21 protein-coding genes and 1 tRNA gene are annotated in these 23,722 nt (G+C 49.7%); 11 read left to right on the top strand and 11 right to left on the bottom strand.

The window, feature by feature from the left end:
* Positions 1–2: 2 nt before the first annotated feature.
* The 3 genes from dapE to acrD form a co-directional block, all read right to left on the bottom strand.
* Entirely contained in the window at positions 3–1,130 is a 1,128-nt protein-coding gene (gene dapE / locus ACM615_RS09480) for a succinyl-diaminopimelate desuccinylase (RefSeq protein ID WP_431011807.1), read from the bottom strand.
* Position 1,131: 1 nt separating this feature from the next.
* On the bottom strand, positions 1,132–1,515 hold the full coding sequence (locus tag ACM615_RS09475) for an ArsC family reductase (protein WP_112287591.1): 384 nt from the start codon (positions 1,513–1,515) through the stop codon (positions 1,132–1,134).
* A 446-nt stretch (positions 1,516–1,961) separates the two neighbouring features.
* Positions 1,962–5,117, bottom strand: coding sequence for a multidrug efflux RND transporter permease AcrD (gene acrD / locus ACM615_RS09470; protein WP_113876094.1), 3,156 nt, complete (start codon positions 5,115–5,117; stop codon positions 1,962–1,964).
* A gap of 351 nt (positions 5,118–5,468) precedes the next feature.
* Here acrD and ACM615_RS09465 point away from each other — a divergent pair, with 351 nt between their 5' ends.
* On the top strand, positions 5,469–5,753 hold the full coding sequence (locus tag ACM615_RS09465; protein ID WP_181955505.1) for a winged helix-turn-helix domain-containing protein: 285 nt from the start codon (positions 5,469–5,471) through the stop codon (positions 5,751–5,753).
* Positions 5,754–5,825: 72 nt separating this feature from the next.
* A complete protein-coding gene (nudK, locus tag ACM615_RS09460; RefSeq protein WP_120160283.1) occupies positions 5,826–6,416 on the top strand; it encodes a GDP-mannose pyrophosphatase NudK in 591 nt (196 codons plus the stop codon).
* Positions 6,417–6,499: 83 nt separating this feature from the next.
* On the opposite strand, the gene ACM615_RS09455 is transcribed toward nudK, so the two are convergent.
* A complete protein-coding gene (locus ACM615_RS09455; protein WP_431011806.1) occupies positions 6,500–7,675 on the bottom strand; it encodes a hypothetical protein in 1,176 nt (391 codons plus the stop codon).
* Positions 7,676–7,930: 255 nt separating this feature from the next.
* Here ACM615_RS09455 and ACM615_RS09450 point away from each other — a divergent pair, with 255 nt between their 5' ends.
* Positions 7,931–8,998, top strand: coding sequence for a DUF1176 domain-containing protein (locus tag ACM615_RS09450; protein ID WP_112287596.1), 1,068 nt, complete (start codon positions 7,931–7,933; stop codon positions 8,996–8,998).
* A gap of 87 nt (positions 8,999–9,085) precedes the next feature.
* Here the strand turns inward: ACM615_RS09450 and ybcJ are convergent, their stop codons facing one another.
* Together ybcJ and folD are read right to left on the bottom strand one after the other, a co-directional pair.
* Positions 9,086–9,304 (bottom strand): ribosome-associated protein YbcJ, encoded by a 219-nt coding sequence (gene ybcJ, locus ACM615_RS09445; protein ID WP_112287597.1) that lies wholly within the window; start codon positions 9,302–9,304, stop codon positions 9,086–9,088.
* 32 nt (positions 9,305–9,336) lie between these two features.
* The gene (gene folD / locus ACM615_RS09440; RefSeq protein ID WP_095925051.1) at positions 9,337–10,209 is read right to left on the bottom strand and encodes a bifunctional methylenetetrahydrofolate dehydrogenase/methenyltetrahydrofolate cyclohydrolase FolD; all 873 of its coding nucleotides are present in this window, start codon (positions 10,207–10,209) and stop codon (positions 9,337–9,339) included.
* A 197-nt stretch (positions 10,210–10,406) separates the two neighbouring features.
* Here folD and ACM615_RS09435 point away from each other — a divergent pair, with 197 nt between their 5' ends.
* Together ACM615_RS09435 and ACM615_RS09430 are read left to right on the top strand one after the other, a co-directional pair.
* Positions 10,407–11,318 carry an L-lactate dehydrogenase gene (locus ACM615_RS09435; protein ID WP_431011805.1) on the top strand — a complete coding sequence of 304 codons (912 nt, stop codon included), beginning with the start codon at positions 10,407–10,409 and terminating at the stop codon, positions 11,316–11,318.
* 146 nt (positions 11,319–11,464) lie between these two features.
* Positions 11,465–11,541: transfer RNA gene (locus ACM615_RS09430), tRNA-Arg, on the top strand.
* Between the two features lie 2 nt (positions 11,542–11,543).
* On the opposite strand, the gene ACM615_RS09425 is transcribed toward ACM615_RS09430, so the two are convergent.
* The 5 genes from ACM615_RS09425 to ACM615_RS09405 all read right to left on the bottom strand — a co-directional run bounded on the left by ACM615_RS09425 (position 11,544) and on the right by ACM615_RS09405 (position 14,346).
* Positions 11,544–11,888, bottom strand: coding sequence for a DUF1294 domain-containing protein (locus tag ACM615_RS09425; RefSeq protein WP_431011804.1), 345 nt, complete (start codon positions 11,886–11,888; stop codon positions 11,544–11,546).
* Positions 11,889–11,904: 16 nt separating this feature from the next.
* Positions 11,905–12,534: a DNA-binding protein gene (locus tag ACM615_RS09420; protein WP_120160292.1), complete on the bottom strand. Its 630-nt coding sequence runs from the start codon at positions 12,532–12,534 to the stop codon at positions 11,905–11,907.
* A 154-nt stretch (positions 12,535–12,688) separates the two neighbouring features.
* Positions 12,689–13,402, bottom strand: a complete 714-nt coding sequence (locus ACM615_RS09415) for a DUF2461 domain-containing protein (RefSeq protein ID WP_159282400.1) — start codon at positions 13,400–13,402, stop codon at positions 12,689–12,691.
* A 359-nt stretch (positions 13,403–13,761) separates the two neighbouring features.
* On the bottom strand, positions 13,762–14,103 hold the full coding sequence (locus tag ACM615_RS09410; protein ID WP_113876087.1) for a DUF3024 domain-containing protein: 342 nt from the start codon (positions 14,101–14,103) through the stop codon (positions 13,762–13,764).
* Between the two features lie 90 nt (positions 14,104–14,193).
* A complete protein-coding gene (locus tag ACM615_RS09405; RefSeq protein WP_167507621.1) occupies positions 14,194–14,346 on the bottom strand; it encodes a hypothetical protein in 153 nt (50 codons plus the stop codon).
* 42 nt (positions 14,347–14,388) lie between these two features.
* On the opposite strand from ACM615_RS09405, the gene ACM615_RS09400 reads away from it, so the two are divergent.
* From ACM615_RS09400 to ACM615_RS09375, 6 genes are all read left to right on the top strand, one after another.
* Positions 14,389–14,574: a hypothetical protein gene (locus ACM615_RS09400; protein WP_431011803.1), complete on the top strand. Its 186-nt coding sequence runs from the start codon at positions 14,389–14,391 to the stop codon at positions 14,572–14,574.
* Positions 14,575–14,723: 149 nt separating this feature from the next.
* A complete protein-coding gene (gene zorA1 / locus ACM615_RS09395; protein ID WP_431011802.1) occupies positions 14,724–16,913 on the top strand; it encodes a type I Zorya anti-phage system protein ZorA1 in 2,190 nt (729 codons plus the stop codon).
* A gap of 14 nt (positions 16,914–16,927) precedes the next feature.
* Positions 16,928–17,671, top strand: coding sequence for a type I Zorya anti-phage system protein ZorB1 (gene zorB1, locus ACM615_RS09390; RefSeq protein ID WP_113876085.1), 744 nt, complete (start codon positions 16,928–16,930; stop codon positions 17,669–17,671).
* Positions 17,668–19,347, top strand: a complete 1,680-nt coding sequence (zorC, locus tag ACM615_RS09385; protein WP_279919702.1) for a type I Zorya anti-phage system protein ZorC — start codon at positions 17,668–17,670, stop codon at positions 19,345–19,347. Before zorB1 ends, zorC begins: the two co-directional genes overlap by 4 nt.
* Positions 19,347–22,595, top strand: a complete 3,249-nt coding sequence (gene zorD / locus ACM615_RS09380) for a type I Zorya anti-phage system protein ZorD (protein WP_431011801.1) — start codon at positions 19,347–19,349, stop codon at positions 22,593–22,595. The genes zorC and zorD overlap by 1 nt, the downstream gene beginning before the upstream one ends.
* A gap of 57 nt (positions 22,596–22,652) precedes the next feature.
* Positions 22,653–23,651 carry a restriction endonuclease gene (locus ACM615_RS09375; protein ID WP_113876082.1) on the top strand — a complete coding sequence of 333 codons (999 nt, stop codon included), beginning with the start codon at positions 22,653–22,655 and terminating at the stop codon, positions 23,649–23,651.
* The last annotated feature ends 71 nt before the right edge of the window (positions 23,652–23,722 follow it).

The following is a 23,722-nucleotide window of genomic DNA, read 5'->3' as shown; positions in this document are numbered from 1 at the left end:
GATCATGCGACTAACTGTTCCATGATGCGCTGATACATACGGCTCAGAACCTGCAAATCCGCCGCGTGAACGCATTCATTAATTTTGTGGATGGTGGCGTTGACCGGCCCGAGTTCGACCACCTGCGCGCCCATCAGCGCGATGAAACGCCCGTCAGAGGTGCCGCCGGTGGTTTGCAGTTCCGGCGTGATTTCACTGTAGTGACGTACAGCGTTAACCACCGCATCGACCAGCGCACCGCGTGAAGTCAGGAACGGCTGACCGGAAACCACCCAGTTCAGGGTGTATTGCAGGTTATGTCGGTCCAGCAGTTCTGCCACGCGCTGTTTGATGATGGCGTCAGTCAGTTCGGTGCTGAAACGGAAATTGAACTGCACATACAGCTCGCCAGGGATCACGTTATTGCTGCCGGTACCGGCGTTGATATTGGCGATTTGCATGCTGGTCGGCGGGAAGAACTCGTTGCCGTTATCCCACACGGTGGCGACCAGTTCATTCAGCGCAGGCATGGCGCGATGCACCGGATTGTCCGCCAGATGCGGATAGGCGACATGTCCCTGAACGCCGTGTACGTGAAGATTAGCCGTCATCGAACCGCGGCGGCCATTTTTCACAATATCGCCGACGCGCGTGGTGCTGGAAGGCTCGCCGACTAAGCAGTAATCGAGGCGCTCATTGCGTTCCATCAGCGCGTTGACCACTTTTACGGTGCCGTTGACGGCGCTGGCTTCTTCATCTGAGGTGATAAGAAACGCCAGACGGCCCTGATGATTCGGGTTTGCGGCAACGAAACGTTCCGCCGCGACCAACATCGCCGCCAGCGAACCTTTCATGTCTGCCGCACCGCGACCATATAACATTCCGTCGCGCAGCGTAGGCTCGAACGGACCGGTCACCCACAGCTTATGATCGCCGGTCGGCACGACATCCGTATGACCGGCAAAGGCCAGCGTTTTACCTTCGCCGCGAGTGGCCCAGAAATTCAGGGTATCGCCAAAATGCATGGGTTCCACGTGAAAGCCAGCGGCTTCGAGGCGGGCAATCATAATTTCCTGACAGCCAGCGTCATCCGGGCTGAGGGAAGGGCGGCGGATTAACTGTTGGGCTAAATCGAGAACCGGACAACTCATGTTACTTCACCTGTGCGAGAAATTGCTGATAGGTTTCTGGTTTGAATCCCAGCAGGGACTGACCGTCGGCGGCCAGCAAAAATGGACGTTTTATCACCGCAGGCTGTTCGAGCATCACCGCTTTGGCGCTGGCTTCGTTATCACAGGCTGCGCGCGTGGCTTCATCAAGTTTGCGCCAGGTCGTTCCGCGCGTATTGAGCATGGCTTCCCAGCCTTGCTTATCCAGCAGGTTCTGCAACAACGCATCATCCAGCCCTTCGACACGGTAATCATGAAACTGGTATTCAACCCCGTTTTCTTCCAGCCAGCGGCGGGCTTTTTTCACGGTATCGCAATTTTTTATGCCGTAGAGAATAAAAGAGGTTGGAGCGGAAGTCGTTGCCATAGAAAAACCTAACCTGTCAGTAAAATAAGAACTTTTTACCCGCATAAAAACGGACGTAAGGATGGAACACATAATGAGGCAAAACGGCTGCAGGATCCAGACGGGGCGGGATTGTGATCGCGCTTAAAAAATAATGAAGGCCTTTTTACATGGTCAAAAAATAGACGTATAATCCGTCCGTCCAATCAAGGGGAGTAAAATGTTAGAGCAAGAGTTAGGCCACTGGAAAGACTTTATCGACCGTATGTTGAAAGCGTAATTGCCGCATCGTTACCGTTAAAGCAAAGAAAAGATTTATTCTCAGTGCAGTACGTCATTATAAAAAGCGTTTGTTCTTGAAGACCATTACGTCCGATTTAGCGACGATTCTCACAGCCAGTAAATCATTAATAAAAAAGGCGTTAATTCACATTAACGCCTTTTTTGTTGCCTGAAATGCAGCGCCGTTATTTGTGATCTGCGGGCACTGTCTTAGCAATATCGGCAATCACGGGATGCGCGGTTTTTCCGGGAAACCGGCGGCGGATCAGCACAAAGAACAGCGGCACGAAGAAGATGGCCAGGATCGTCGCGGAAATCATCCCACCGATGACGCCGGTACCGACCGCGTGCTGGCTGCCTGAACCTGCGCCCATGCTGGTCGCCATCGGCAGAACACCGAAAACAAATGCCAGCGACGTCATCAGTATCGGACGCAGACGCATTCTCGATGCTTCAAGCGTGGCCTCCAGCAATTCCTTGCCGCGAACATTCAGGTCATTGGCAAACTCGACAATCAGAATGGCGTTTTTCGCCGACAGGCCGATGATGGTCAGCATCCCGACCTGGAAGTACACATCGTTTTCCAGCCCGCGCATCCAGGTGGCAATCACCGCGCCGAGTACGCCGAGCGGAACGACCAGCATCACCGAGAACGGAATGGACCAGCTCTCATACAACGCGGCCAGACACAGGAACACCACCAGCAGGGAAATGGCATACAGCGCCGGAGCCTGCGAACCAGACAATCTTTCCTGATACGACAGACCTGTCCATTCGAGACCAATACCCACCGGCAATTTCGCGACCAGTTTTTCCATGTCATCCATCGCCGTACCACTGCTGATGCCCGTTGCCGGTTCACCCACAATTTCCAGTGCGGAATAACCGTTGTAACGTTCCAGACGCGGTGAACCGGTCAGCCATTTTGAGGTGGCGAAAGCCGAGAAAGGCACCATGGTTCCGGCAGAATTTCGCACATACCAGCGGTTGATATCGTCCGGTAACATGCGGTATTGCGCTCCGGCCTGCACATAGACTTTTTTAACACGGCCACGATCAACGAAGTCATTGACGTAGGTCGAGCCCCACGCGGTACTTAACGTGCTGTTGATATCAGCGATCGCCACGCCCAGCGCCTGTGCTTTCACCTGATCGATGTCGATCTGCAACTGCGGGCTGTCATCCAGACCGTTGTGACGTACGCGGGTCAGATTGCTGTCTTTGGATGTCATTTCAAGTAACTGATCGCGCGCCGCCATCAGTGCGTCGTGACCCAGACCGGCGTGATCTTGTAATTCCATATCAAAGCCAGTCGCGCTGCCGAGGCCGTTGATGGCGGGCGGGCTGCTGGCGATAACGCGGGCTTCGGTTATCTTGTTAAACGCTTTGGTCGCCCGTTCAATCAGAGCAAAAGAAGAATCGTCTTCACCGGTGCGTGCATCCCACGGCGTCAGTCGTACGAACATACGCGCCACGTTTTGCCCGTTACCGCCGGGGCCTGCGCCGATGGTCGAGAATACCGAAAGCACGTCTTTCTTATCTTCTTGCAGGAAATACTTCTCGACCTTTTCCACGACTTTTTGCGTCTGCTGCAATGTCGAACCCGGTGGCAACTGGATCTGAACGGTGAATACCCCGCGGTCTTCCATCGGCAGGAATGAGGTCGGCAGTTTGATAAACATGACGGCCAGCAAGGCGACCAGCGCCGCATAACCGAGCATGTAGCGCACGCTGTTACGCAGCACGCGTGCCACGCCGTTTTCGTAGCGACGGGCATTGCGGTCGAACATCCGGTTAAACCAGCCGAAGAAGCCGCGTTTACCGTGATGATGTCCCTGCGCGATAGGCTTGAGAATGGTGGAGCACAGCGCCGGTGTCAGCGTCAGGGCGACGAACACTGACAACACCATTGCGGAAACAATCGTGATGGAGAACTGACGGTAAATTGCGCCGGTGGTGCCACCGAAGAAGGCCATCGGCACGAACACCGCCGACAGCACCATGGTGATACCGACCAGCGCACTCTGAATTTGTCCCATCGATTTTCGCGTCGCCTCTCTGGGGCTGAGGCCTTCTTCGCTCATCACGCGCTCGACGTTTTCCACCACCACGATGGCGTCATCCACCAGCAGGCCGATGGCGAGCACCATCGCGAACATCGTCAGGGTATTGATGCTGTAACCGAACTGATGCAGTACAGCGAATGTTCCGAGCAGAACCACCGGCACGGCAATGGTCGGGATAAGCGTGGCACGGAAGTTTTGCAGGAACAGATACATCACCAGGAACACCAGCACGATCGCTTCAAACAGCGTTTTCACCACGTCGGTGATCGCCGCTTTGACGAATGGCGTGGTTTCGTAGGCGATTTCGGCTTTCAGCCCGTGCGGATAATAATGAGAAAGCTCTTCAAGGCGCGCACGGACGGCCTTGTCCGTTTGCAGTTCGTTGGCACCGGACGCCAGTTTCACACCCATCCCGGACGCGGCCTGTCCGTTATACCGGCTGAGCAGGGCGTAGTTTTCCGCGCCGAGACCGATGGTTGAGACATCACCAAGTTTAACCTGCGAACCGTCCTGATTCACTTTCAAGGTGATCTGGCGGAACTGTTCAGGCGTCTGTAACTGAGACTGCGCGTTAATGGTGGCATTCAGCGCCTGAAAATCCACAGAAGGCGCACCGCCGAGCTGACCGACGGCCACCTGACTGTTTTGCGCTTTAATCGCGGTGACCACATCGGCGGTAGTCAGTTGATAATTATTCAGCTTGTCCGGATCGAGCCAGATACGCATAGCGTACTGCGAACCGTACGCATCAATGCTGCCGACGCCGGGCACGCGGCTCAGCGGATCCTGAATATTGGACGCCACATAGTCGGCGATATCCTGCTTATCCATGCTGCCGTCTGTGGAAACAAACGCCACCATCATCAGGTTGGTATCACCGGTTTTTGAGACGGTCACGCCTTGCGTCTGCACGTCCTGTGGCAGACGTTTCAGCGCCTGTTGCAGCTGGTTTTGCACCTGCTGGAGCGCTTCGTTCGGATCCGTACCGGCAGTAAAGCTCAGGGTTATCTGCGACTTACCGTCGTTACTGCTTTGTGACGACATGTACATCAGATTATCAAGGCCCGTCATGTTCTGTTCGATAATCTGGGTAACGGTATTTTCTAATGTTTGTGCTGATGCGCCGGGATACGTTGCAGAGATCCTGACGTTTGGCGGAGCCAGATCAGGGTACTGCTCAACCGGAAGAAAATAGATCGCGAGTGCGCCGGTCAGGGAAATGATGATCGCTAAAACCCAGGCAAAAATCGGGCGATCGATGAAAAAGTTAGCCATGCTTCAGGAACCTCGTTGTCACTCTGGCGTGAGTGACTAACATCAGCAAACAAACACAATGCCAGTAATCTGACAAAAAAATCCCCTGAGCATTGTCTTCATAGAAATTGTCTTTTCAGAAGAGGTCTCAGAGGCGGTACTGTCCCGGCGGGACGGAGCGAGTGTTAGAGTGGTGTTCTACGCCTAAGCACTTTACCTGTTCATATGGCATAAAACGTGGAGAAATAAAGGAGATAATGTAAAAAATCCTCCCCGTACACAGGGTTATCTCTCAGCGATATTCGCTGAAACAGTCTACTCTTTGGCTATCTTCATTTTTATGACATCCCGGCAGGAGCTGTCCAGATGAGTTTGCTAATTAATTCCGTCTTTGCCCGTCGTTTATATCTTTGCTGGTTGATCAGGAATGAACAAAAACCGAATGTGCCAAAGCTGATGGAAATTACCGGCTGGCCACGGCGCACTTTGCAGGATGTGCTGAAAGCTCTGCCCGGAATGGGCGTCGGGCTGGAGTTTGTACAGCAGGGCGTGCGCAACAATGACGGTTATTATCAGCTCTCGAGCTGGGGGCCGTTAGATCCCCAATGGATTGAACGTCATAGCGAGCAACTTCTGGCCGCGATTGAGCACGGTTGACGGTAGCGGCAGCCGATGAATCCGGCTATGCTGTCTGGCTTCTCTCACAACTTCTGAGCGGGGGCACGCAATATGTCATCTCATGACAAGTCATCCAGAATCGAAAACGTCCGGAACCAGTTACTCTCTGATAACTGGTATGTTCTTCGCAAATACACCTACGACTTAATCAAGCGCAACGGCGAACGCCAGCCGCAGTCCCGCGAAGTGTATGACCGGGGAAACGGAGCGACAATCCTGCTTTATAACCGGCCTAAAAAAACCGTCCTGCTGATCAAACAGTTTCGTATGCCGACCTACGTCAATGGCAATCCGACCGGCATGCTGCTGGAAACCTGCGCCGGTTTACTCGACAACGATTCGCCTGAAGATTGCATCCGTAAAGAAGCGATTGAGGAAACCGGTTTTGCGGTGGGCAAGGTAGATAAACTGTTTGAAGCCTATATGTCGCCGGGAAGTGTGACGGAGATTGTTCACTTTTTTGCCGCAGAATACGATGAGTCTCAGCGTCAGAACGCCGGTGGCGGTGTGGAAGATGAAGATATCGATGTGCTCGAAGTCCCGTTCACCGACGCGCTGGCGATGATCAAAGATGGCCGCATTAAAGATGGCAAGACCATTATGCTGTTACAACATGCGCAAATTCAGGGCTGGCTGGCATAACGTTTCCGCCTCTCAGCTTCAATGAAATGAGCTTCAATGAAATGAGCTTTAATAAAAAAGGCACCGACGGTGCCTTTCGTCTTTTAGTGTTCCTGACTGATGGCGACGCTACCCGCGTGACCTTTCATCGCAGACCACGGCAGAACCGACCATTCCGGACCTTCGCATGAACGCAAAACGCGGGCGAACGTCGGGTCAAAATACAGTCCTTTCTTCGTGAAATACCACGCCGGGAATTGCCAGACAGAAGTATCCGAGTAATCACAATCATCATCACTTTCTTCGGTCGGCTTTTTCATTTGCTCCGGATACGCCGCCGTCAGCTGCTTCACCAGCCACGGCGCCCATTTCTTATCGCGATAATCCGCAAACGTATCAAAATCCACGTCATTTTTGCCCGTCAGGGTACGGTCTTCCGCATTCAGATAATGGAAAGGCGCGCCTTCGCCAACCCATACCACATCTTCCAGCGTCAGTGTTTCTGCGGTTTTGGCATTGAGGTTGACCGGCGATTCGCCGAAATCAGGATGCGCACCGCCACAATCATACGAGGTAAACACGCTGACACTGACGATTTCATCACTCAGGTATTCCGGTGTGACGGTCTGCTGATATTCACCCTGACCAAACCGGCTCGCGCCCAGCATACAGGTATGCCAGCCGCTGACTTCCTGCCACAAGCGGGTACGCAATTTCTGGTTAATCGCCTGTATTTCCGTTTCCGGATAGCCTGAGACAATTTCAAAGAAGCTGATTTTCGACTGCGGCTCCGTCCACCATTGCAGCTGGTAGCCCATGAAATTCTCGTTTTTACCCGCTTTGAGTTGCAGCGCAGATAACCGCAGATACTCGTAAGGATCGGTATGAATAAGCGCGCTCAGGTAGCCGTCGTCCGTGGCTGCTGCGGGCATTTGCACCGGTTGCAGTTTCACCGGCAATGTTTTTCCTTGCGGATTGGTCCAGTTACCTTGCCAGCCGCCATTCTCATCTTTCGTCAGGGTCAGCTCAGGACGTGGCGTATCGTCAAAATCGTCCAGACCTTCCTGAAGTTTCAGTTCCTGACCATCCAGCGCACCGTTGAGGGGTAAATCTAAATGATATTTCTGATAGAAATACCGGCCAGTGACTTCGTCTGGTTTATTTAAATCCAGTTCGAGCACAATGCTGGTTTTACCCAGCGTGCCGGAGTACACCACCGGCGGCTCTTCAGCCAGCGCAGGCAGTGAAAACACGGCTATCAGCCAAATCCATAACTTCATCTGAATCTCCCGGAGAAATGAAAGTCATCCTTTACGCCATTATTTTTCGTTATTGGCTTTGCCAGTGTACTGAATGTTTCGTTACGTCACCATTACGTGATTTCATATCCGGAGAAAAATTATCCTCTGTAAAAGCCCGATCGGACGGGGTATCTCTTTCTTATTTCGAATAAAAAATGCTGCATTGTTGGCAGTCTCTTGCCGGGTGTTACGCTATTATCAGAAAGATAAATCCAAACAGAGTTGAAACTCATAATGTGCAGATGGATAACCGCCCCTTTATGCCTGCTGGGCACGCTGCTGGCTTTTAGCACGCAGGCTGAGCCCTTACAGGCCATTTATAGCGACTGGCAGGTCAGTTGTGACAACCTTAACCACTGTGTCGCGCGCAATTCTCAGGACGGCCAGGAACTGGTGATGAAAATCAGTCGTGAAGCCGGACCGGAAGGAAAATCCTCCGTCAGCATTGATTATCAGCGTAACAGCGATGAACAAAGTGCAGATGCGCCGGTTGCCGGACGCCTGCAAATGAACGGCAAAACCCTGAGCTTTAATCACCGTGAATGGGATGTCAGTAAAAAACATCTTTCCACAAATAATCGTCTGGTAGTGAATGATTTTATCGCCGCCATTCGCGAAGGCAGCGCAATTTCGCTGGCGGGTAAAGCGGATCCGGCACAACCGGTGCCTCCGGTGATTTCCCTGAAAGGCATAAAAGCCGCATTACTGGCGATCGATGCCCAGCAGGGGCGCGTCGGTACTAAAACGGCGTGGGCTAACCGCGGCACAAAACCGGTAAATACCGTACCACCGATCCCTTCCGCGCCGGTTCTGCCGCATTTCAGTGAACCGCAGGCGTTAACCGAATCTGAAATCTCAGCCATCACGCAAAACGCGGCGACCACGATTGAGAATAACGATTGCAGCCTGGATCCTTCTGAACGTGAGGTGCATATTTTTGCCTTGAGCAGCGACAAGGCCCTGATGACCGTCAATTGCGATATGGGTGCGTATAACCTCTTCGCGCTGGGTTTTCTGGTGAACCGGCAGGCGCCTTATAAGATGGACGATCTGGCGCTGAATATGCCGTTTAAACTGGGCGAGGATGAGGGATCACCTGAGCTGATCAATGCAGATTTCGATCCTAAAACCGGCACGCTTTCGACCTATGACAAAGGGCGGGGTATAGGGGATTGTGGTGTTTCATCGCGCTGGATATTTGATGGTAAAGCGTTCCGTCTGGCGGCGTTTGCTTCTGAACCCAGCTGCGACGGGTACAGCAGCGGCGGAGAATGGCCGGTACTTTGGGTGACTCAACCGTAACCCCGGCACAAACTGAGAATAAAAAAATGCCCTGTGAGCTTTCGCTTGCAGGGCATTTTCTTTTGCAGTGTTACGTCGCCGGAAAGTTTATTCGGACGCTTTCACCACGACTTTGTTGCTGGCGAACTCAACGTTCATATCAGCAACGATTTTGCAGCGCTTACGGGTTTCGACTTTGCCGTTGACCATAACCTGGCCTTCAGCAATCACTGCTTTCGCAGTACCGCCGCTGTCACACCAGCCCATAAATTTGAGCAGGTCGCACAGTTCTACGTGCGGGTGTTTTTCGAGAAAGAAAGTTTCCATGTGTTCCTGACTTTTTGTGTAGTGCGAATTGTTTAAGGCTTACTGGCGCTGATGTCGTGATATTCCTCGCACGCCTGCAAGGTATTCTGAATCAGCGTCGCGACCGTCATCGGGCCAACGCCGCCCGGCACCGGTGTGATAAAGGAAGCGCGCTCAGCGGCGGCATCATATTCGACATCGCCGACAACTTTACCACTTTCCAGGCGGTTAATACCGACATCAATGACAATCGCGCCCGGTTTAATCCATTCGCCGGGAATAAAGCCCGGTTTACCGACCGCGACAACCACCAGATCGGCATTCTCAACATGATGTCGCAAATTTTTGGTGAAACGGTGCGTAACGGTGGTGGTGCAACCGGCCAGCAGTAATTCCATACTCATCGGACGCCCAACAATGTTGGAAGCGCCGATCACCACTGCGTTCAGACCGAAGGTATCGATACCGTAACGCTCGAGCAGCGTCACGATGCCACGCGGCGTACAAGGGCGCAGCGTTGGCGCGCGCTGGCACAGACGGCCAACGTTATACGGATGGAAACCGTCGACGTCTTTGTCCGGATGAATGCGTTCCAGCACTTTAATGTTATCGATACCGGCGGGCAGAGGAAGTTGCACCAGAATGCCGTCGATTTCGCTGTCGTTATTGAGCTTTTCAATCAGATCCAGCAACTCGCCTTCGGTAGTGGTTGCAGGCAAATCGTAAGACCGCGAGATGAACCCGACCTCTTCACACGAACGGCGTTTGCTGGCGACATAAATCTGCGATGCCGGGTTTTCACCTACCAGCACCACAGCCAGACCCGGCGCACGTTTTCCTTCGGCCAGTCGTTGTTGAACACGCGCCGCAACTTCGCTTCTGACTTGCTGCGCAATCGTTTTACCGTCAATAATCTTTGCTGCCATCAGGGAATAAATCCATCAATTAATAAATGCAGGGGGATGCGCCTATTTTGTCAGAAGCGGCGGGCGCTGTCAGGCGTTGAATGCGAATAACTTGTTTAAACGGGTGAGAATTGCGGGCGAGAATTTAACCTGAGACAGTGGCGAAAAAAGTGTCTATTTTAGATATGACTCTTTTTAAATCATAAGGAAAGAAACAAATGACACGCAAAGTGGGGATCATCGGTGCCGGTCATGTGGGCGCTGATGTTGCATTCTCTCTGGTCACGCAGGGGTTGTGTGACGTGATTGTTTTGCTCGATGAGAACGAACCTAAAGCGGCCAGTCAGGCGCTGGAGTTGCGTGATATGGCGTCGCTGACCGCTTCACGCGTGCAGGTCATCGCCAACGATTACAGCGAACTGGGTGATGCCGACGTTTTAGTCATCGCCGTCGGCCCGAAAACCTTACTGCGTGAAGATCGTCTGGAAGAACTCGCTGAGACCCGCGCCGCCGTGCGTGAAGTTATCCCGCGCGTGATTGCCAGCGGTTTCGGCGGCGTTATCCTGAACATCACCAATCCGTGCGATGTTATAACGCAAATTGTTCAGCAGACCAGCGGATTCCCGGACACGCAGGTGTTCGGCACCGGCACGTCGCTGGATACCGCGCGCATGAAACGCGTGGTCGGCGAGTTTTTTGGCATCGATCCGAAAAGCGTGACCGGCTATGTCATGGGTGAGCACGGCGAATCGCAGTTTGTCGCCTGGAGCACCGTGACACTCGGCGGCCGTCCGGTGGCAGAACTGGCGGGCGATCGTGACGTCGACTGGGCAAAAATGAACGATGCCGTGCGCGGCGGTGGCTGGGAAATCCTGCAAGGGAAGGGCTGGACCAGTTTTGGTATCGCCACCGCGACGGCGCGACTGGTGGATGCGATCTTGTCCGATGCGCGCAGCGTCTGGCCGGTTTCGGCCTGGGACGAAGAACTGGGTGTTTATATCGGCCAGCCGGCGGTCATCGGCAAAAAAGGTATTGTGCAAACGCTGCAACCGGAACTGACTGCTTACGAAGGTGTGGCATATCACGCTTCTGCCCGCGTTATCGCGGCAGCGCTGAAATCTGAAAAATAGCCAACACCCGTCACATAACGTTGCAAGGCGGTCCGGGAATATCTGCAAATTGTTCAGGCATTAAGCAGAGAGTTCGAAAGCCATTGACTCATCCCGGTCTGCCCGTATAATCCGAACCCGCAACGCTCCCGAAAGGGACAAGCAATGCGCCCTTAGCTCAGTTGGATAGAGCAACGGCCTTCTAAGCCGTAGGTCACAGGTTCGAGCCCTGTAGGGCGTACCATTTCAAAGAAATAAATCCTTCATCAGCCAGCTCACACCCGCCACTACCACCAGATTCACTATCACACTGATGGCGAACCAGGTTTTAAAAGGCTGTTTTTTCGTTTTATGTCGAAAAAGCTGCTGGCCAACAATCGCTCCAATCCAGCCACCGGCAAAACCAGGCAGCAGCAAGGTGAATTCAGGAACTCTGCTCGTCGCGTGACGGGCTGCTCGTTTGTCCACACCGTAAAAGACCAGCGTCAGCAGATTGACGATTAAGAACCACATCACAAAAGGGTGGGGGAAACAGGCGCTGCCAGCCGCTGCGGCTATCAGCAACAGATAGCTTAAATGTTTAAAATTCATAGTGTTGACTGCATAACTACGCCTTCAGCCTGTACGCCGGAATGCGCCTTGTCGTCCCGGTCAGCGTATCAAATACCTCGACTTCAGCTGTTGCTATCGCCATTCCCGTTTTTCTCAGCCGTAAAACATCAGCCGCAATACGCTGAAGTCCGAACCAGAACAGTCCGTCCAGCGGATTGACCTCCAGCCCGGCTTCCAGTGCTAACCGGAGACGATCGCGTGGCACTTTGGTTTGTTGCGCGATTTCCCGGTAAGTGGCTTCCGTTGTTCCTGTCGCATCGATGCGCCGGATACGGGTCGTAAGACGGTATTGAAACTCATCGGGTATCCCGCCCAGATCCATTTTGAGACTGTAGACGCAGCCGAAGCGTTTGCCATTAAACAGGACATTTTTCTGACTGAGTTGCAATTCATCGCGCACGCTGTCAATGAGCTGGGGCGCGCGGGTAAGCAAAAGCCGGAAAGGCAGCTCAAAGCTGGTGACATAGTCCACATTGAGCAGGGCGATACGCAGGCGCTCTGCGGCGCCCGCCTTATTTTCCTGACATTCGGCAATCACATCTTTCCATTGCTGGATAAGGCGAGGGGATTCTGCCGCTTCAGAAAAATGGTATTTTTCAATCTGGTAGTCAATGCGTCCGGTCACACCAAATTCCCTTCTGGTCACATTTAAGTATCGGTTGATTACTTTATACCAGCGACAGGTCATCACCGGAAGCCTTCACGAAGGCCTCACTGCGAGGACAGAATATGTCTCCGGAACGCATCACGCCATTTCCTGCTGGCTTAGAAATACTGCCTTAGAAATCGAGTTCCAGCGCAAAACATAAATAGGCCATCAGTGGCGCACAATGCCTGAACTGTTCTGCACAAAAATCGACAACATCTGGTTTGCACAAGTCTTCAAAGGCGATATTTTTGATCGCGATATAATCTTTGCGTTTTAATTCAGCTAACAGCGGGTGGTTATTGTCGTAGCCTCTTGGCGGACGGATCAGGCTGTCGCCATCCATCGCAAACCCGTTATCGTGCAATGTCTTAAGGGCTTTTTGATAGGCATTCGGGTTCTCGTCAATGCACGCCCGGATGGCGTTTAAGGCTTTCGATTCCGGATGCCAGATCCCCGCCGCAATAAAACAACCGTCTTCGGCGATGTGCAGATAGAGGCCGGGAGCGTGAACGTCTTTGCCCTGAAAATGACGAAACTGAATGCCGACATTGGTTTTGTAAGGCGTTTTATCTTTGCTGAACCGGCTGTCGCGCTGCGGGCGCATCAGGCTGCCACCGACTTTCTTAGCGACGGCAGTCAGCCTCGGAGAAATGGCGACAATCTCAGGCTGCATCTGTTCGATAAAGTGCAGCGCTGGCGTTCTCAGCGTGTTCTCGTATTCGTCCTGATTAGCCTTAAACCAGTCCCGGGTGTTGTTCTGCGCGAGTTTATTCAGAAATTGCAGACCGGCGGCGCTAAAAATTGTCCCTGCCGCAACCGGTGTGTTAGGTGTCAGAGTCGTCATTATCGATAAGCCTTTATCACTGCCAATGGGAAATCAGGGTAAATCCTGACGCCAGACCGGACTCAGTGCAAACTGAAAAGTAAAATATTTTTCGGATTAAAGGATGTAGGGAGGGGGTAAAACCCTCCAAAATAGTAAAGAAGCAGGCTGGTTTTATTTACAGGAGGTTGTATTCAGATTTGGAAGACGTTGCGCAAAATGTTGCGAATACATCTCGATTATTTCAATTGGAACGTTTCCGTTTATTGATGCGGGAAAATAAAACAGAATTATTGCTTAGCGCCTACTTTTCTGCGGCCGCTGCAGGTTAATCCACTCAAATATTTGAGCATTTTAACTGGCCGCATTTTTACGAGACATTAACCAAAAAAGCAACTGTGCTCATCCATCCGCACAATCTCAAAACCCTCATTCAGCGTGTCGACTTCCGCATACGTTTCCCATTTTAAGGTTGCACGCATCCAGAAGATTCTCCACAGCTTCTGCGTGCGGACATACGTCATTTTAACCAGTGGGGTTTCTATCCTTTCCGTTGAACCTGACCGCCATGGAGCGCGGGAAGACACTATTACGATTGACTGATCTTTGATGTGACAAAGATAATCGAGTTTTTCCCGCATGAGTTCTGGTGGACGAATCGTTTCGATGAAATTTTGGATTTCCGTTTGGAATCGTTGAGCTTCGGAATCTGTAAAGGCCATAACTATTCCTCTATTTGTTTATTTGATTTTGAGCACCGGTATCGACGACGCAAGCGTACATCAGGGGAAGCCGCCAGTATTTTAGTGATATTAACGCTCAATTTTTTGCACGTTCGGTAGTGCGAAAGAGAGCTCATGCTGAAGTGCCTCCAGACTCTTGACATCGCCATGAAGTTGCTCAAAAAGAGCCTCTAATTGAATAATGGATGAATTGAAATGAGGTCTGTCAGCTTCCTTTGCCATAAGCCTTAGCTCCTTAGAATATGTGTTGGCCAATATCGTTATATGGACAGTATTGCAGCCATTCTTGCTTCATCATTAGCATTCTCTCGCTTGTTAATTGCCCAGATTACTCGATTTATTGACCTTGGTCGTAATGTTGCATTGATTATGGTATTTGGCGCTTGTGCTGCTGCTTTATCAGGCTATTATTTTGCGATCTACCTCTCAGGTTCAAGCTTTCGTGATTAAGACGATTGTCATCCTGCGTCCTTTTTTACGGATGAGTTTTAGCCCGACACATCAAAACAAGAACATTGTTAAAATCATAGGTAAATTTCAGTTAAGTATCCTCGTAGTTTTGCCGATAAGTAATCAATAACTTTGGGTAAGGGCTTTAAATGGAATGGCTTAATTCATTATTGGTCATGTTGACGTCAGTGCAACCTGCCTACGTACCGTTCACGGTTTTTTGCTTTGTCATGGTGGCATTGTTCTTTTTCTTCGTGTTCTACCTTATCCCGGCTTTCAACATTGTCCGCCAGCTGAAAAGTAAGGCAAAAGTGATCGCAAGCTGGACGGAGGAATCACCTGCTAACAAGTTGAAAAATCTGGGTGAATTACTCGTTTATAAAACCATGAAACATTCATGGAGCGAATTTAAAGAATCCCTCCATTCACAAAAAAAAGAAATCGACGGAGAATATAAACTTCAGGAAGTCCGCGCTACCGCACCTGCCGCGGCCTACTTTACCGATCAGCAACAAGTCGACATTCCTCTTAATACCGAATTCTTTAAACATCTTCCGGGTATTTTGACCGGCATCGGGATTATCGGGACGTTTTACGGTTTGATGATTGGCCTTAATCATTTTGATCCCAGCAGCCCGGAACAGGTGAGTGAAAGCGTTAATGCATTATTGAAAGATGTGCTGTACGCATTCCTGGGTTCCGCATTTGCGATATTCGCTTCCATTGTCGTCACCTGGTTTGAAAAATTTTCTATCGCGAAATGCTATAAGCATCTGGAAAGATTCAACTCTGAGATTGATAGCCTGTTTGAAAGTGGAGTTGGTGAAGAATATTTAGCTGAGCTGGTGAAATCGAGCAATGAAAGCGCCACTCAGGCACGTCAGCTAAAAGACGGTCTGGTGACAGACCTGCGCACTATGCTGCGTGAGTTGGTCGAAAAACAATCGAGCGAAAACGAAAAACTGGCGCAAACCCTTTCTTCCACTTATCGCGAGACGGGGCAGCAATTTGCTGAACAAGTCAGTGGCGCCATAGAAACCAGTCTTAAAGCCCCCCTCGATAAAATTGCCGGTGCAGTACAAACGGCCAGTGGAGATCAAAGCGGCCAGGTTCACACCATGCTTGAGGATGTACTGACCGCTTTTATGTCGAAGCTGGATACGACCTTTGGCAAGCAGTTTGAAAATATGCACGACATGATGGGGAAATCCGTCGGCGCTATTGAGTCCATGCAGTCTGGATTCTCAACGCTGTTACAAGACATGCGCAGTGCCAGCGAAGAAACAAAGCAGGGCAGCGCTGATTTAATGGCGGATTTGCTCAGGGAGATGAAAGCAGGGCAAGTGGCGATGCAGTCCGGAATGAGCGATATGCTCAACAGCTTACAATCTTCTGTCGAAAAAATCGGCGCAGAAGGTGAGGGTGCCGGTGAACGCATGGCCCGGCAGCTTGAAAGAATGTTTGCTGACAGCGAAGCGCGTGAAAAAGCGATGGCTGATCAGATGAAGGAATTTATCGCATCTATTCAGCAGACCTCCCAGCAAGGCCAGAACGAAACCATGCAAAAAATGGCCTCTTCCGTCGAGGCGTTAGGGGAACAATTAGGTTCTCTGTTTACACAACTTGAGCAGGGCCAGCAGCAACTCAGCAGTCATCAGCAGGAGACACAAACCTCCCTGCATCAGGAAACTCAGCAAATTGTTTCTGGTTTTGAAGAACAGGTCAAAACCTTGTTGGGTGCACTGAACGATCAGCAGGAAGCAACTGAAAACACGCTGCGCAAACTGGCCGAGCAAACCACAACCCATCTTCAGGATATGAATACCGGCGCAGACAAAATGCGCGTTGCCGCTGAACGATTTGAATCTGCTGGCGATAAAGTCAAAGAAGCTAACCATCTGACCGCTGAAGTACTGAATAAAGCGCAAGAGGCAGGGAATGAGCTGGGACTGGCAAGCCGTGAACTCAGTACGGTGGTTGCAGACTATCGAAATAACCGTGATGCAGTGGCGAAATCGATCACCTTGCTTGAAGGCATTGTGGCGAATGCTCAGGCGGAGCTGGCAACGCGCACTCAGTTCCTCAAAGACCTCAAACAGCATAGCGAAGGGCTTCAACATTATAATCAGGATGCCAAAGAGTTCCTGGTACATAGCGGACAAGTGCTCGCAAATGGCTTCAATCAGTTCTCTGACAGTATGCGAACCAATCTCGATAAAACATTGGGTGCTTTGGATTCTAATCTCGATACCGCTGTTAAACGCCTGGGCAGCGGGATTGAAGAACTGAGCGAAAGCATCGAAAGTCTCGAAGAAGTTCTGTCGAAAACGCCAGCATGAGGAGCGCCTGAATCATGTTTGGTCAATCATTTCGTGTAAAAAGTCGTCGGTCCGATGAAGCGGAGAAACCCTTCTGGATTTCCTATGCTGACCTGATGACAGCGATGATGGTGCTTTTTTTAGTGGTGATGGTTGCCTCGCTGAGTTCTGTCACTCAGCGAATTCAGCGTGTCGAACAGGGAGAGAAATTGCGCGGACAGGATATTACCCGCCTGTGCGAGCGTCTGGAGTTACACGCTAAAAATCTGAATAAAACCATTGTGGTAGATTGCCGCGATAACCGCATCAGTTTTGGCGAAGCAGGTCGTTTTGATCATAACCGATTCTTCCTTAATGCAGACGGGCAGAAGGCCTTGCAGGATGTCGTTCCCCTGGTGCTTGACGCGGCGAACAGTGATGAAGGCAAGAAGTGGTTTAAACAAATCGTGATCGAAGGTTTCACCGACACTGACGGTTCATATTTGTATAACCTTCATCTTTCGTTACAGCGTTCTGAATGGGTGATGTGCAGCTTGTTAGACAGCCGAAGCCGGCTTCAGCAGCAGATCACACCGGTGGAACAAGAACAGATCCGTAAGCTATTTTTAGCCGGTGGCGTTTCATTTAACAATGCGAAAGAAAGTAAAGAAGCCAGCCGCCGTGTTGAGCTTCGGATGCAGTTTTTCGGTCTTAAAGATGAACATGAGAAACCCGCCGTTGATGTAGAAGGTGTGGCTGTGCCGAATGCAGAGAAATGCCAGCTGGAGATGCCAATATGACGTCCATCCTCAGTCTGTTATCGGCAGGTATTTCATCGACATTGCAACGTCATAGTGGTGCTGAGGCGCCGCAGTTCACTGAGTTCCCTAAGCTGAAAGCAGCAGAACAGCTTTTAGCCAAAACGATGGAAAAAAGTGAGAAGACGCTGGTACCACCGCTCGAAAAAAGACTGCAGGCTATTCAGGCGCTGCGCCAACTTAAGGTGCTAAGTTTGCATGACTGGCGCCTGATTTTTGCTGGCTTATCGGATAAAGATCCTGATGCTACCTATCCTGTATTGCTTGACGATGATTCGTTATATAGCCGTGTAGAACAAGAAATACAGAAACGTATTGATAAAAGAACGCTGAAGCGGCGTGAGTGGAAATTTCTTTGCAGCAGTTATTTTGGTTATCACGAAAAGAAACCCGAGGAAAATAACAACTGGTGTTCTTTGCGGGAACATCTGCGGATTGGTTATGCCCTTCTGAAAAGTAAAGTCATTCGCGAGAAAAGTTGGATGCGGGTGATAGATCAGTACCGCGATTTATTTACATCTTCAGCGGGCGAACTGCTGGCAGAAAAAATGAGTTCAGGGGAGATTGTTGATTTCTCCGCACTGGAGACGATTGCTCAGATCCCTGATAACAGTTGGCTCTGGTACCGTGCCTTTGTGGTGCTTTTAAGGCATGTGAAGGATCTTGAAGAAGATGAGTTTAAACGGCGTATCCCTCATCTTTTGAGACTGGCACAGGAACGTGATCGTTACCGGGATATTATTATCCGGGCCTGCCTGACCCAATATTATCGTTCCTCGTTTAGAGAGGTTTCTCACCCTCAGTTAAAACAGATGGCTCTCGATAACTGGGGGAGTCCGCAATTACGCAGTAAAGAAAACGTATGGCTGACACATTTAAAAGACCCGGATTCTTGTGAAAAAATTTGCGGCATGGTGCGAAGCTGGCTGGCAAAAGAAGATTTGACGCACTTTTTCCAGTTACTTAAAGGAAATGGGGATGTTGATCAGGCTCGTCTTTTTTATTGGTTAAGGTTTGCCAATCAGATGGGTTTTACCCGAATTGTTATGGGGCCTGATGCCTGGGATAATAACGCTGCTGATTTCATGTCTTTCAAAGAAAAAAATAAAGGGCGGTTGAGTCACTTAATCGGTGGCAGAAGCTGGGATAACGCCATGATCATGCAAATTGGCGAGTATTTCTTTGTAGAGTTCTCCGGTACAGGGAATGCGATGTTCGTCTACCGTGTTTCTGATAATGAATTCAAGCCTGAAAGCGAATATTTGCATATTACAAATATGCTCAAGAAAAAACGTGGAATTGTAGCCAGGATGCCCCATTCTTCCCCGGTGCATCGTCTTGACCTGCGTTATATCCAGGGATGGATGGCTAAATTTGACGAAAAGCTGAATGAATTAGGGATTTTTTATCAGTCTGATGTCATTACGTCTGTGCCCAAAGAAAAACCGATTCCAGATTCAAACAGGACAAATCCTTCCCGTGAAGAATCCATCCGGAGGGTAACCGATTCTATTCAGTGCACCGTTACCGACAAACGAAACCTGGGCGGTGCTCTGCACGTTCGTTTAACCCATCGTGACCCCGACGCTATCACAAAACTATTACGCCTTGGCTTCGCAGAGAAACATGGCGACCCACTGTTGTTCTGGAGTAAATAATGCTTAAGCGTCTGCTCAGTAAATTTAAGGGTAATCATTCATCCGCTGAACAGCTGATAAGTCATCAATATAGAACAGAAGAAGCCGGGTTATCGTTCTCTTTCGCGCTGGCTGATGATGATGCGATGTGGCCTCTGGTCGCTTATATGGAGCAGCTTTCTGAGGAGGATTTTGTTTCCACACTCTCTGACCGTTGGCTGCTCACATGGGATGAACTATACCGTCTTGCTGAAGACGCTGAACATCAGACCAGCCTGCCCTTACTGGGTATCCCAGACGTTATTTCATTGCGGGTGAGTCTCAGTGGTAATGGCAATCTGAGTGATGACAATTTCGGTCTCTACATTAAAGAATGGAAAGAAAATCCATCAGGCCGTGTTATTGAGTTTGAGCGCACAGGCGCAGTGATTGAAACCTCTCAGGGGCATTTCCTGCTGAGTAAAAATAACTGGCAGTTATTATCGGCCTTACAGCAATTTCGTAAAGAGCAGGAAACGTCCCATACCGAAATAACACATCAGTTGGGCTGGGCTAAAATCAGACGGCTGGCCAAAAAAGCCTCTGCAGAATTAGATGACTATTTAACGAAAACCATTGTTGTAAAACCTGAGTCGCTCAAACTCAAACTTCGCAAAGTAATGATTCAGGATACTTCTGTCATCGAAATAGAACCCTCTTTCGACGATCAGCCGAAGCAGTGGTTGAATAACTTCGACAGCATTCGTCTGGTTCAGGATCAATACCGTATCCCCGGCGAAGATGGTTCACTGAGCCATGTCATTATTTCCCCGGAGGTCAAAGAAGTATTGTCTTCTGTTCATGCGATCACGGGCAGGCGTGTTGCGGGTGACGATGCCATGTCTTTTATCCGCAATCCTTATTCGTTTATCGGGGAAGATGCTGCAGCGGTTGTTTCTCCGGAGCAACATGAAGAAGCATTACAAAACGCGCATATATTTTTCCATCGCTTTAATCTTGAACCGCGATTAAATACTGAAAATACGAAAATAACGTCAGTATTGCTGACCCTTAAAGCGCTGGCTGCTGTACCCCAGCCACCTGTGACTTTTGAATTCGTCAAACCTTACGAGCTGGATAAATTTGTTCAGGAACTTGCGATTAAACTGGCTTCAGGTTTACCTGCCGGTATCTGGCAAGGCTATGAGCTGGAGCTGAGTCAGTTTACGTTCGGCCAACTTCAGGAATACCAGACACTGCTCGCCCGCTGGGAACAGGAGTCTGCAGGTGCAGAGTTTGAAGATGTTTTGGACTTAAAAAAATATGGGGATCGCGTCATTGGGATTGGTGAATTTGAGAAAGTGACATCCCCATTTTTAGTGAAAAGCGACAGTGAAAATTGGTTACCCAGTGAACTGGAACAGGATTCGCTTTCTGAGGATTTCTTTGAAGGGTGGGATCAAAAAAGTCAGGATCAGCTGGAGGCACTCGATGAAAGGATTGAGTTTGCTGAACAACAACAAGAATCCTCTGTTTCAATGCCCTGGAATGAACACACTTTACCGGTAGACGATGCCAAATCCTTCCTCAAAGAGTGGCAGAAAAAAATTGAAACCACTACTCAGGATGAGAAAGCAAACCCATCCGTGCAGGATAAAAGGGCCGTTTTGCAGGTTGAACAGAACATCGAAAATGTTGCGTACATTAAGCAGCGGCGAGATGCACTTTTAGATGCAAGAGGCGCGGAGCCTGTTCTGCCTGGTTTGCTGAAAGAACATATTCAACTGCGCGATCATCAGCGGCAGGGTGTTGCCTGGTTGCAGCAACTTTTTCTGAAATCCCCTGATCAGGTTTCCGGGTGTTTGCTGGCGGATGACATGGGGCTAGGTAAAACACTACAAATCCTAGCGTTCCTGATGTGGTATATCGAGCAAAATCCTGAAGGATTACCAACGATGATCGTTGCTCCTGTATCACTGTTAGATAACTGGGAACGGGAACTTGATAACTTCTTTTATACTGCGGGGGTAAAGGTTCTTAAACTCTATGGGGATGCAGTCAAAGCGGTAAAATTCCACAAGGATGAAATTCCGGCGGAATTAAGAGCGCAGGGGATTAAAAATCTATTACGACCAGGATGGGTGGACAATGCGAAAATTGTTTTGACCACCTACGAGACATTACGCGATCAGGAGTTTTCTCTTGGTCGGCAGAAATGGGCAATCATGGTCTGTGATGAAGCGCAAAAAATAAAGAATCCTGCGGCGTTAATTACTCACGCAGCCAATGCTGTTCAGGCGCAATTTAAAGTCGCGTGTACGGGCACGCCGGTCGAGAATACTTTAGTCGATCTCTGGAGTCTTTTCGATTTCGCACAGCCGGGATTGCTGGGTGCGCTTAATGATTTTGGCCGTGAATTCCTGCGCCCCATTGAAGGCGGTGAACAGCGTGACAACAGTGCATTAGAACTATTGCGTCAATTGATCGAGGCTCAAACTCTCAGGCGAACTAAAGAAGAAGTGGCAAAAGATTTGCCGAAGAAACTGGAAGATTCCTCATGCAAACAACTGACTATGTTGCCATTGCAACGTGACCTCTATATTTCTTCCATCGCATCTTATCAGAACAAACAAAAGCTGCAGGATGAGCTTGAGCAGGCTGGCATGGGTATGCTCGGCTTATTACACCGGCTTAAATTAATTTGCGCCCATCCCTACAGTGTCAAGCCCGATAGCCGGTTCCGTGAGAACTCGCCAAAGATGGCATGGATGATGAAAAAGCTGACGGATATTCAGGCTGCCGGTGACGATAAAGTCATTATCTTTACGGAGCTACGGGACATTCAGCGTGAATTGCAATATGCCGTTTCACAGCGATTTGGTTTCAAACCTTATGTGATCAATGGCGATACCAGTACGAAAAGCTCCAGCGCATATAGTCGGCAAAAGCTTATTGATAATTTTCAGGAGCAACCCGGCTTCGGCGTGATTATATTATCGACAGTTGCAGTGGGTTTTGGCGTTAATGTACAAAAAGCAAATCATGTCATTCACTTCACTCGCTGCTGGAATCCAGCTAAAGAAGATCAGGCCACCGATCGTGCCTATCGTATTGGTCAGACAAAAGATGTGTATGTTTATTACCCAACTGTTCGTGATGCTGCCATGCCCACATTTGAAGAGACACTCGATGAATTGCTGCAAAAACGTCGGGCATTAGCAAGAGACATGTTATGTGCAAAGGGCGACCTTAATACTGATGATTTTAATCAGATTTTAAATACGCAATGAAGAAGAGCGGGGATTTATTTTAATCAACGCAGAATCGATACAATAAGCAGGGAATTTATGCACACTAAAATGTGGATGACTCGCGGTGATAGCGGGAAGCTTTATGATGATTTTCGTGAACGGGGTGTGGTGGCAATTGGTTGGTCATTACTGGCACCTTATGTAAAACCCCACATGACACGTGCTCAGCTTACAGAGCGTTATCTGGAAATGGAACCACAAACGAAATCCGGAACAGTACGTTCTGGTGTTTCTCAGGTATGGCGTTTTATCAATGAAGTTAAACAAGGAGATTGGGTCATCACCTATTCTCCTGCCAACCGAACTTATCTGGTGGGTAAAATCGTTTCTGATTTTGAATTTCATCCTGAATGGATGGAAGAGGGAATGGGCATTGCCCGGAGAGTGAAATGGAATACTGAAGAAGTATTTCGGGATACGCTGAGTATAGCCAGCAAAAATACACTAGGTTCTACGCTCACCGTTTTCCAGCTACCCGAAACCGTTGTGGCTGAATTGCTAAAAGATAAGTCCGTAACCGTCAGCCCATTATCTGTTATTGACGATGTAAAAGATGTTGATGAAGATCCATTGTTAGGTATGGAAGCGTTAGCATTTGAACGTATCAAAGATAAGATTAATTCTCTGGACTGGGATGAAATGCAGAACCTTGTTGCCGGCGTACTGCGCAGTATGGGATATAAAACACAAGTTTCTCCCGCTGGAGCAGATCGTGGTAAAGATATAATTGCCTCGCCGGATGGTTTTGGTTTTGAGAACCCACGAATTGTAGTGGAGGTTAAACACCGTAAGGCGCAGATGGGAAGTCAGGAACTTCGAAGTTTTATTGGCGGCCGGCATAAAGATGATCGCGGTTTGTATGTCAGCACCGGTGGTTTCACGAAAGAAGCACGGTATGAAGCAGATCGTTCAACGATTCCTCTAACGTTATGGTCTCTGGATGATTTAGTACGTGCACTGATTTCGAATTACGATCAGGTTGATATTGAAACGAAATTGTTGGTCCCATTGAAACGAACTTATTTACCGGCCTGATATTATCATACGGTGGTCAGACATGTTGATTACCGCCTCAATGCTGAAAAACATGGCGGGTACTGCCGAGC

It is taken from the genome of Rahnella sp. PAMC25617 (assembly GCF_050606005.1).
GTDB lineage: Bacteria > Pseudomonadota > Gammaproteobacteria > Enterobacterales > Enterobacteriaceae > Rahnella > Rahnella variigena.
Note: the sequence above shows the minus strand (reverse complement) of the source record. Positions and strands in the feature narration are given on the sequence as shown.

Excerpts from the sequence above, each read along its gene's own strand:
- dapE (WP_431011807.1), bottom strand. The coding sequence starts at position 1,130 with ATGAGTTGTCCGGTTCTCGATTTAGCCCAACAGTTAATCCGCCGCCCT.
- ACM615_RS09475 (WP_112287591.1), bottom strand. The coding sequence starts at position 1,515 with ATGGCAACGACTTCCGCTCCAACCTCTTTTATTCTCTACGGCATAAAA.
- acrD (WP_113876094.1), bottom strand. The coding sequence starts at position 5,117 with ATGGCTAACTTTTTCATCGATCGCCCGATTTTTGCCTGGGTTTTAGCG.
- nudK (WP_120160283.1), top strand. The coding sequence starts at position 5,826 with ATGTCATCTCATGACAAGTCATCCAGAATCGAAAACGTCCGGAACCAG.
- ACM615_RS09455 (WP_431011806.1), bottom strand. The coding sequence starts at position 7,675 with ATGAAGTTATGGATTTGGCTGATAGCCGTGTTTTCACTGCCTGCGCTG.
- ACM615_RS09450 (WP_112287596.1), top strand. The coding sequence starts at position 7,931 with ATGTGCAGATGGATAACCGCCCCTTTATGCCTGCTGGGCACGCTGCTG.
- ybcJ (WP_112287597.1), bottom strand. The coding sequence starts at position 9,304 with ATGGAAACTTTCTTTCTCGAAAAACACCCGCACGTAGAACTGTGCGAC.
- folD (WP_095925051.1), bottom strand. The coding sequence starts at position 10,209 with ATGGCAGCAAAGATTATTGACGGTAAAACGATTGCGCAGCAAGTCAGA.
- ACM615_RS09435 (WP_431011805.1), top strand. The coding sequence starts at position 10,407 with ATGACACGCAAAGTGGGGATCATCGGTGCCGGTCATGTGGGCGCTGAT.
- ACM615_RS09425 (WP_431011804.1), bottom strand. The coding sequence starts at position 11,888 with ATGAATTTTAAACATTTAAGCTATCTGTTGCTGATAGCCGCAGCGGCT.
- ACM615_RS09415 (WP_159282400.1), bottom strand. The coding sequence starts at position 13,402 with ATGACGACTCTGACACCTAACACACCGGTTGCGGCAGGGACAATTTTT.
- ACM615_RS09410 (WP_113876087.1), bottom strand. The coding sequence starts at position 14,103 with ATGGCCTTTACAGATTCCGAAGCTCAACGATTCCAAACGGAAATCCAA.
- ACM615_RS09405 (WP_167507621.1), bottom strand. The coding sequence starts at position 14,346 with ATGGCAAAGGAAGCTGACAGACCTCATTTCAATTCATCCATTATTCAA.
- ACM615_RS09400 (WP_431011803.1), top strand. The coding sequence starts at position 14,389 with ATGGACAGTATTGCAGCCATTCTTGCTTCATCATTAGCATTCTCTCGC.
- zorA1 (WP_431011802.1), top strand. The coding sequence starts at position 14,724 with ATGGAATGGCTTAATTCATTATTGGTCATGTTGACGTCAGTGCAACCT.
- zorB1 (WP_113876085.1), top strand. The coding sequence starts at position 16,928 with ATGTTTGGTCAATCATTTCGTGTAAAAAGTCGTCGGTCCGATGAAGCG.
- zorC (WP_279919702.1), top strand. The coding sequence starts at position 17,668 with ATGACGTCCATCCTCAGTCTGTTATCGGCAGGTATTTCATCGACATTG.
- zorD (WP_431011801.1), top strand. The coding sequence starts at position 19,347 with ATGCTTAAGCGTCTGCTCAGTAAATTTAAGGGTAATCATTCATCCGCT.
- ACM615_RS09375 (WP_113876082.1), top strand. The coding sequence starts at position 22,653 with ATGCACACTAAAATGTGGATGACTCGCGGTGATAGCGGGAAGCTTTAT.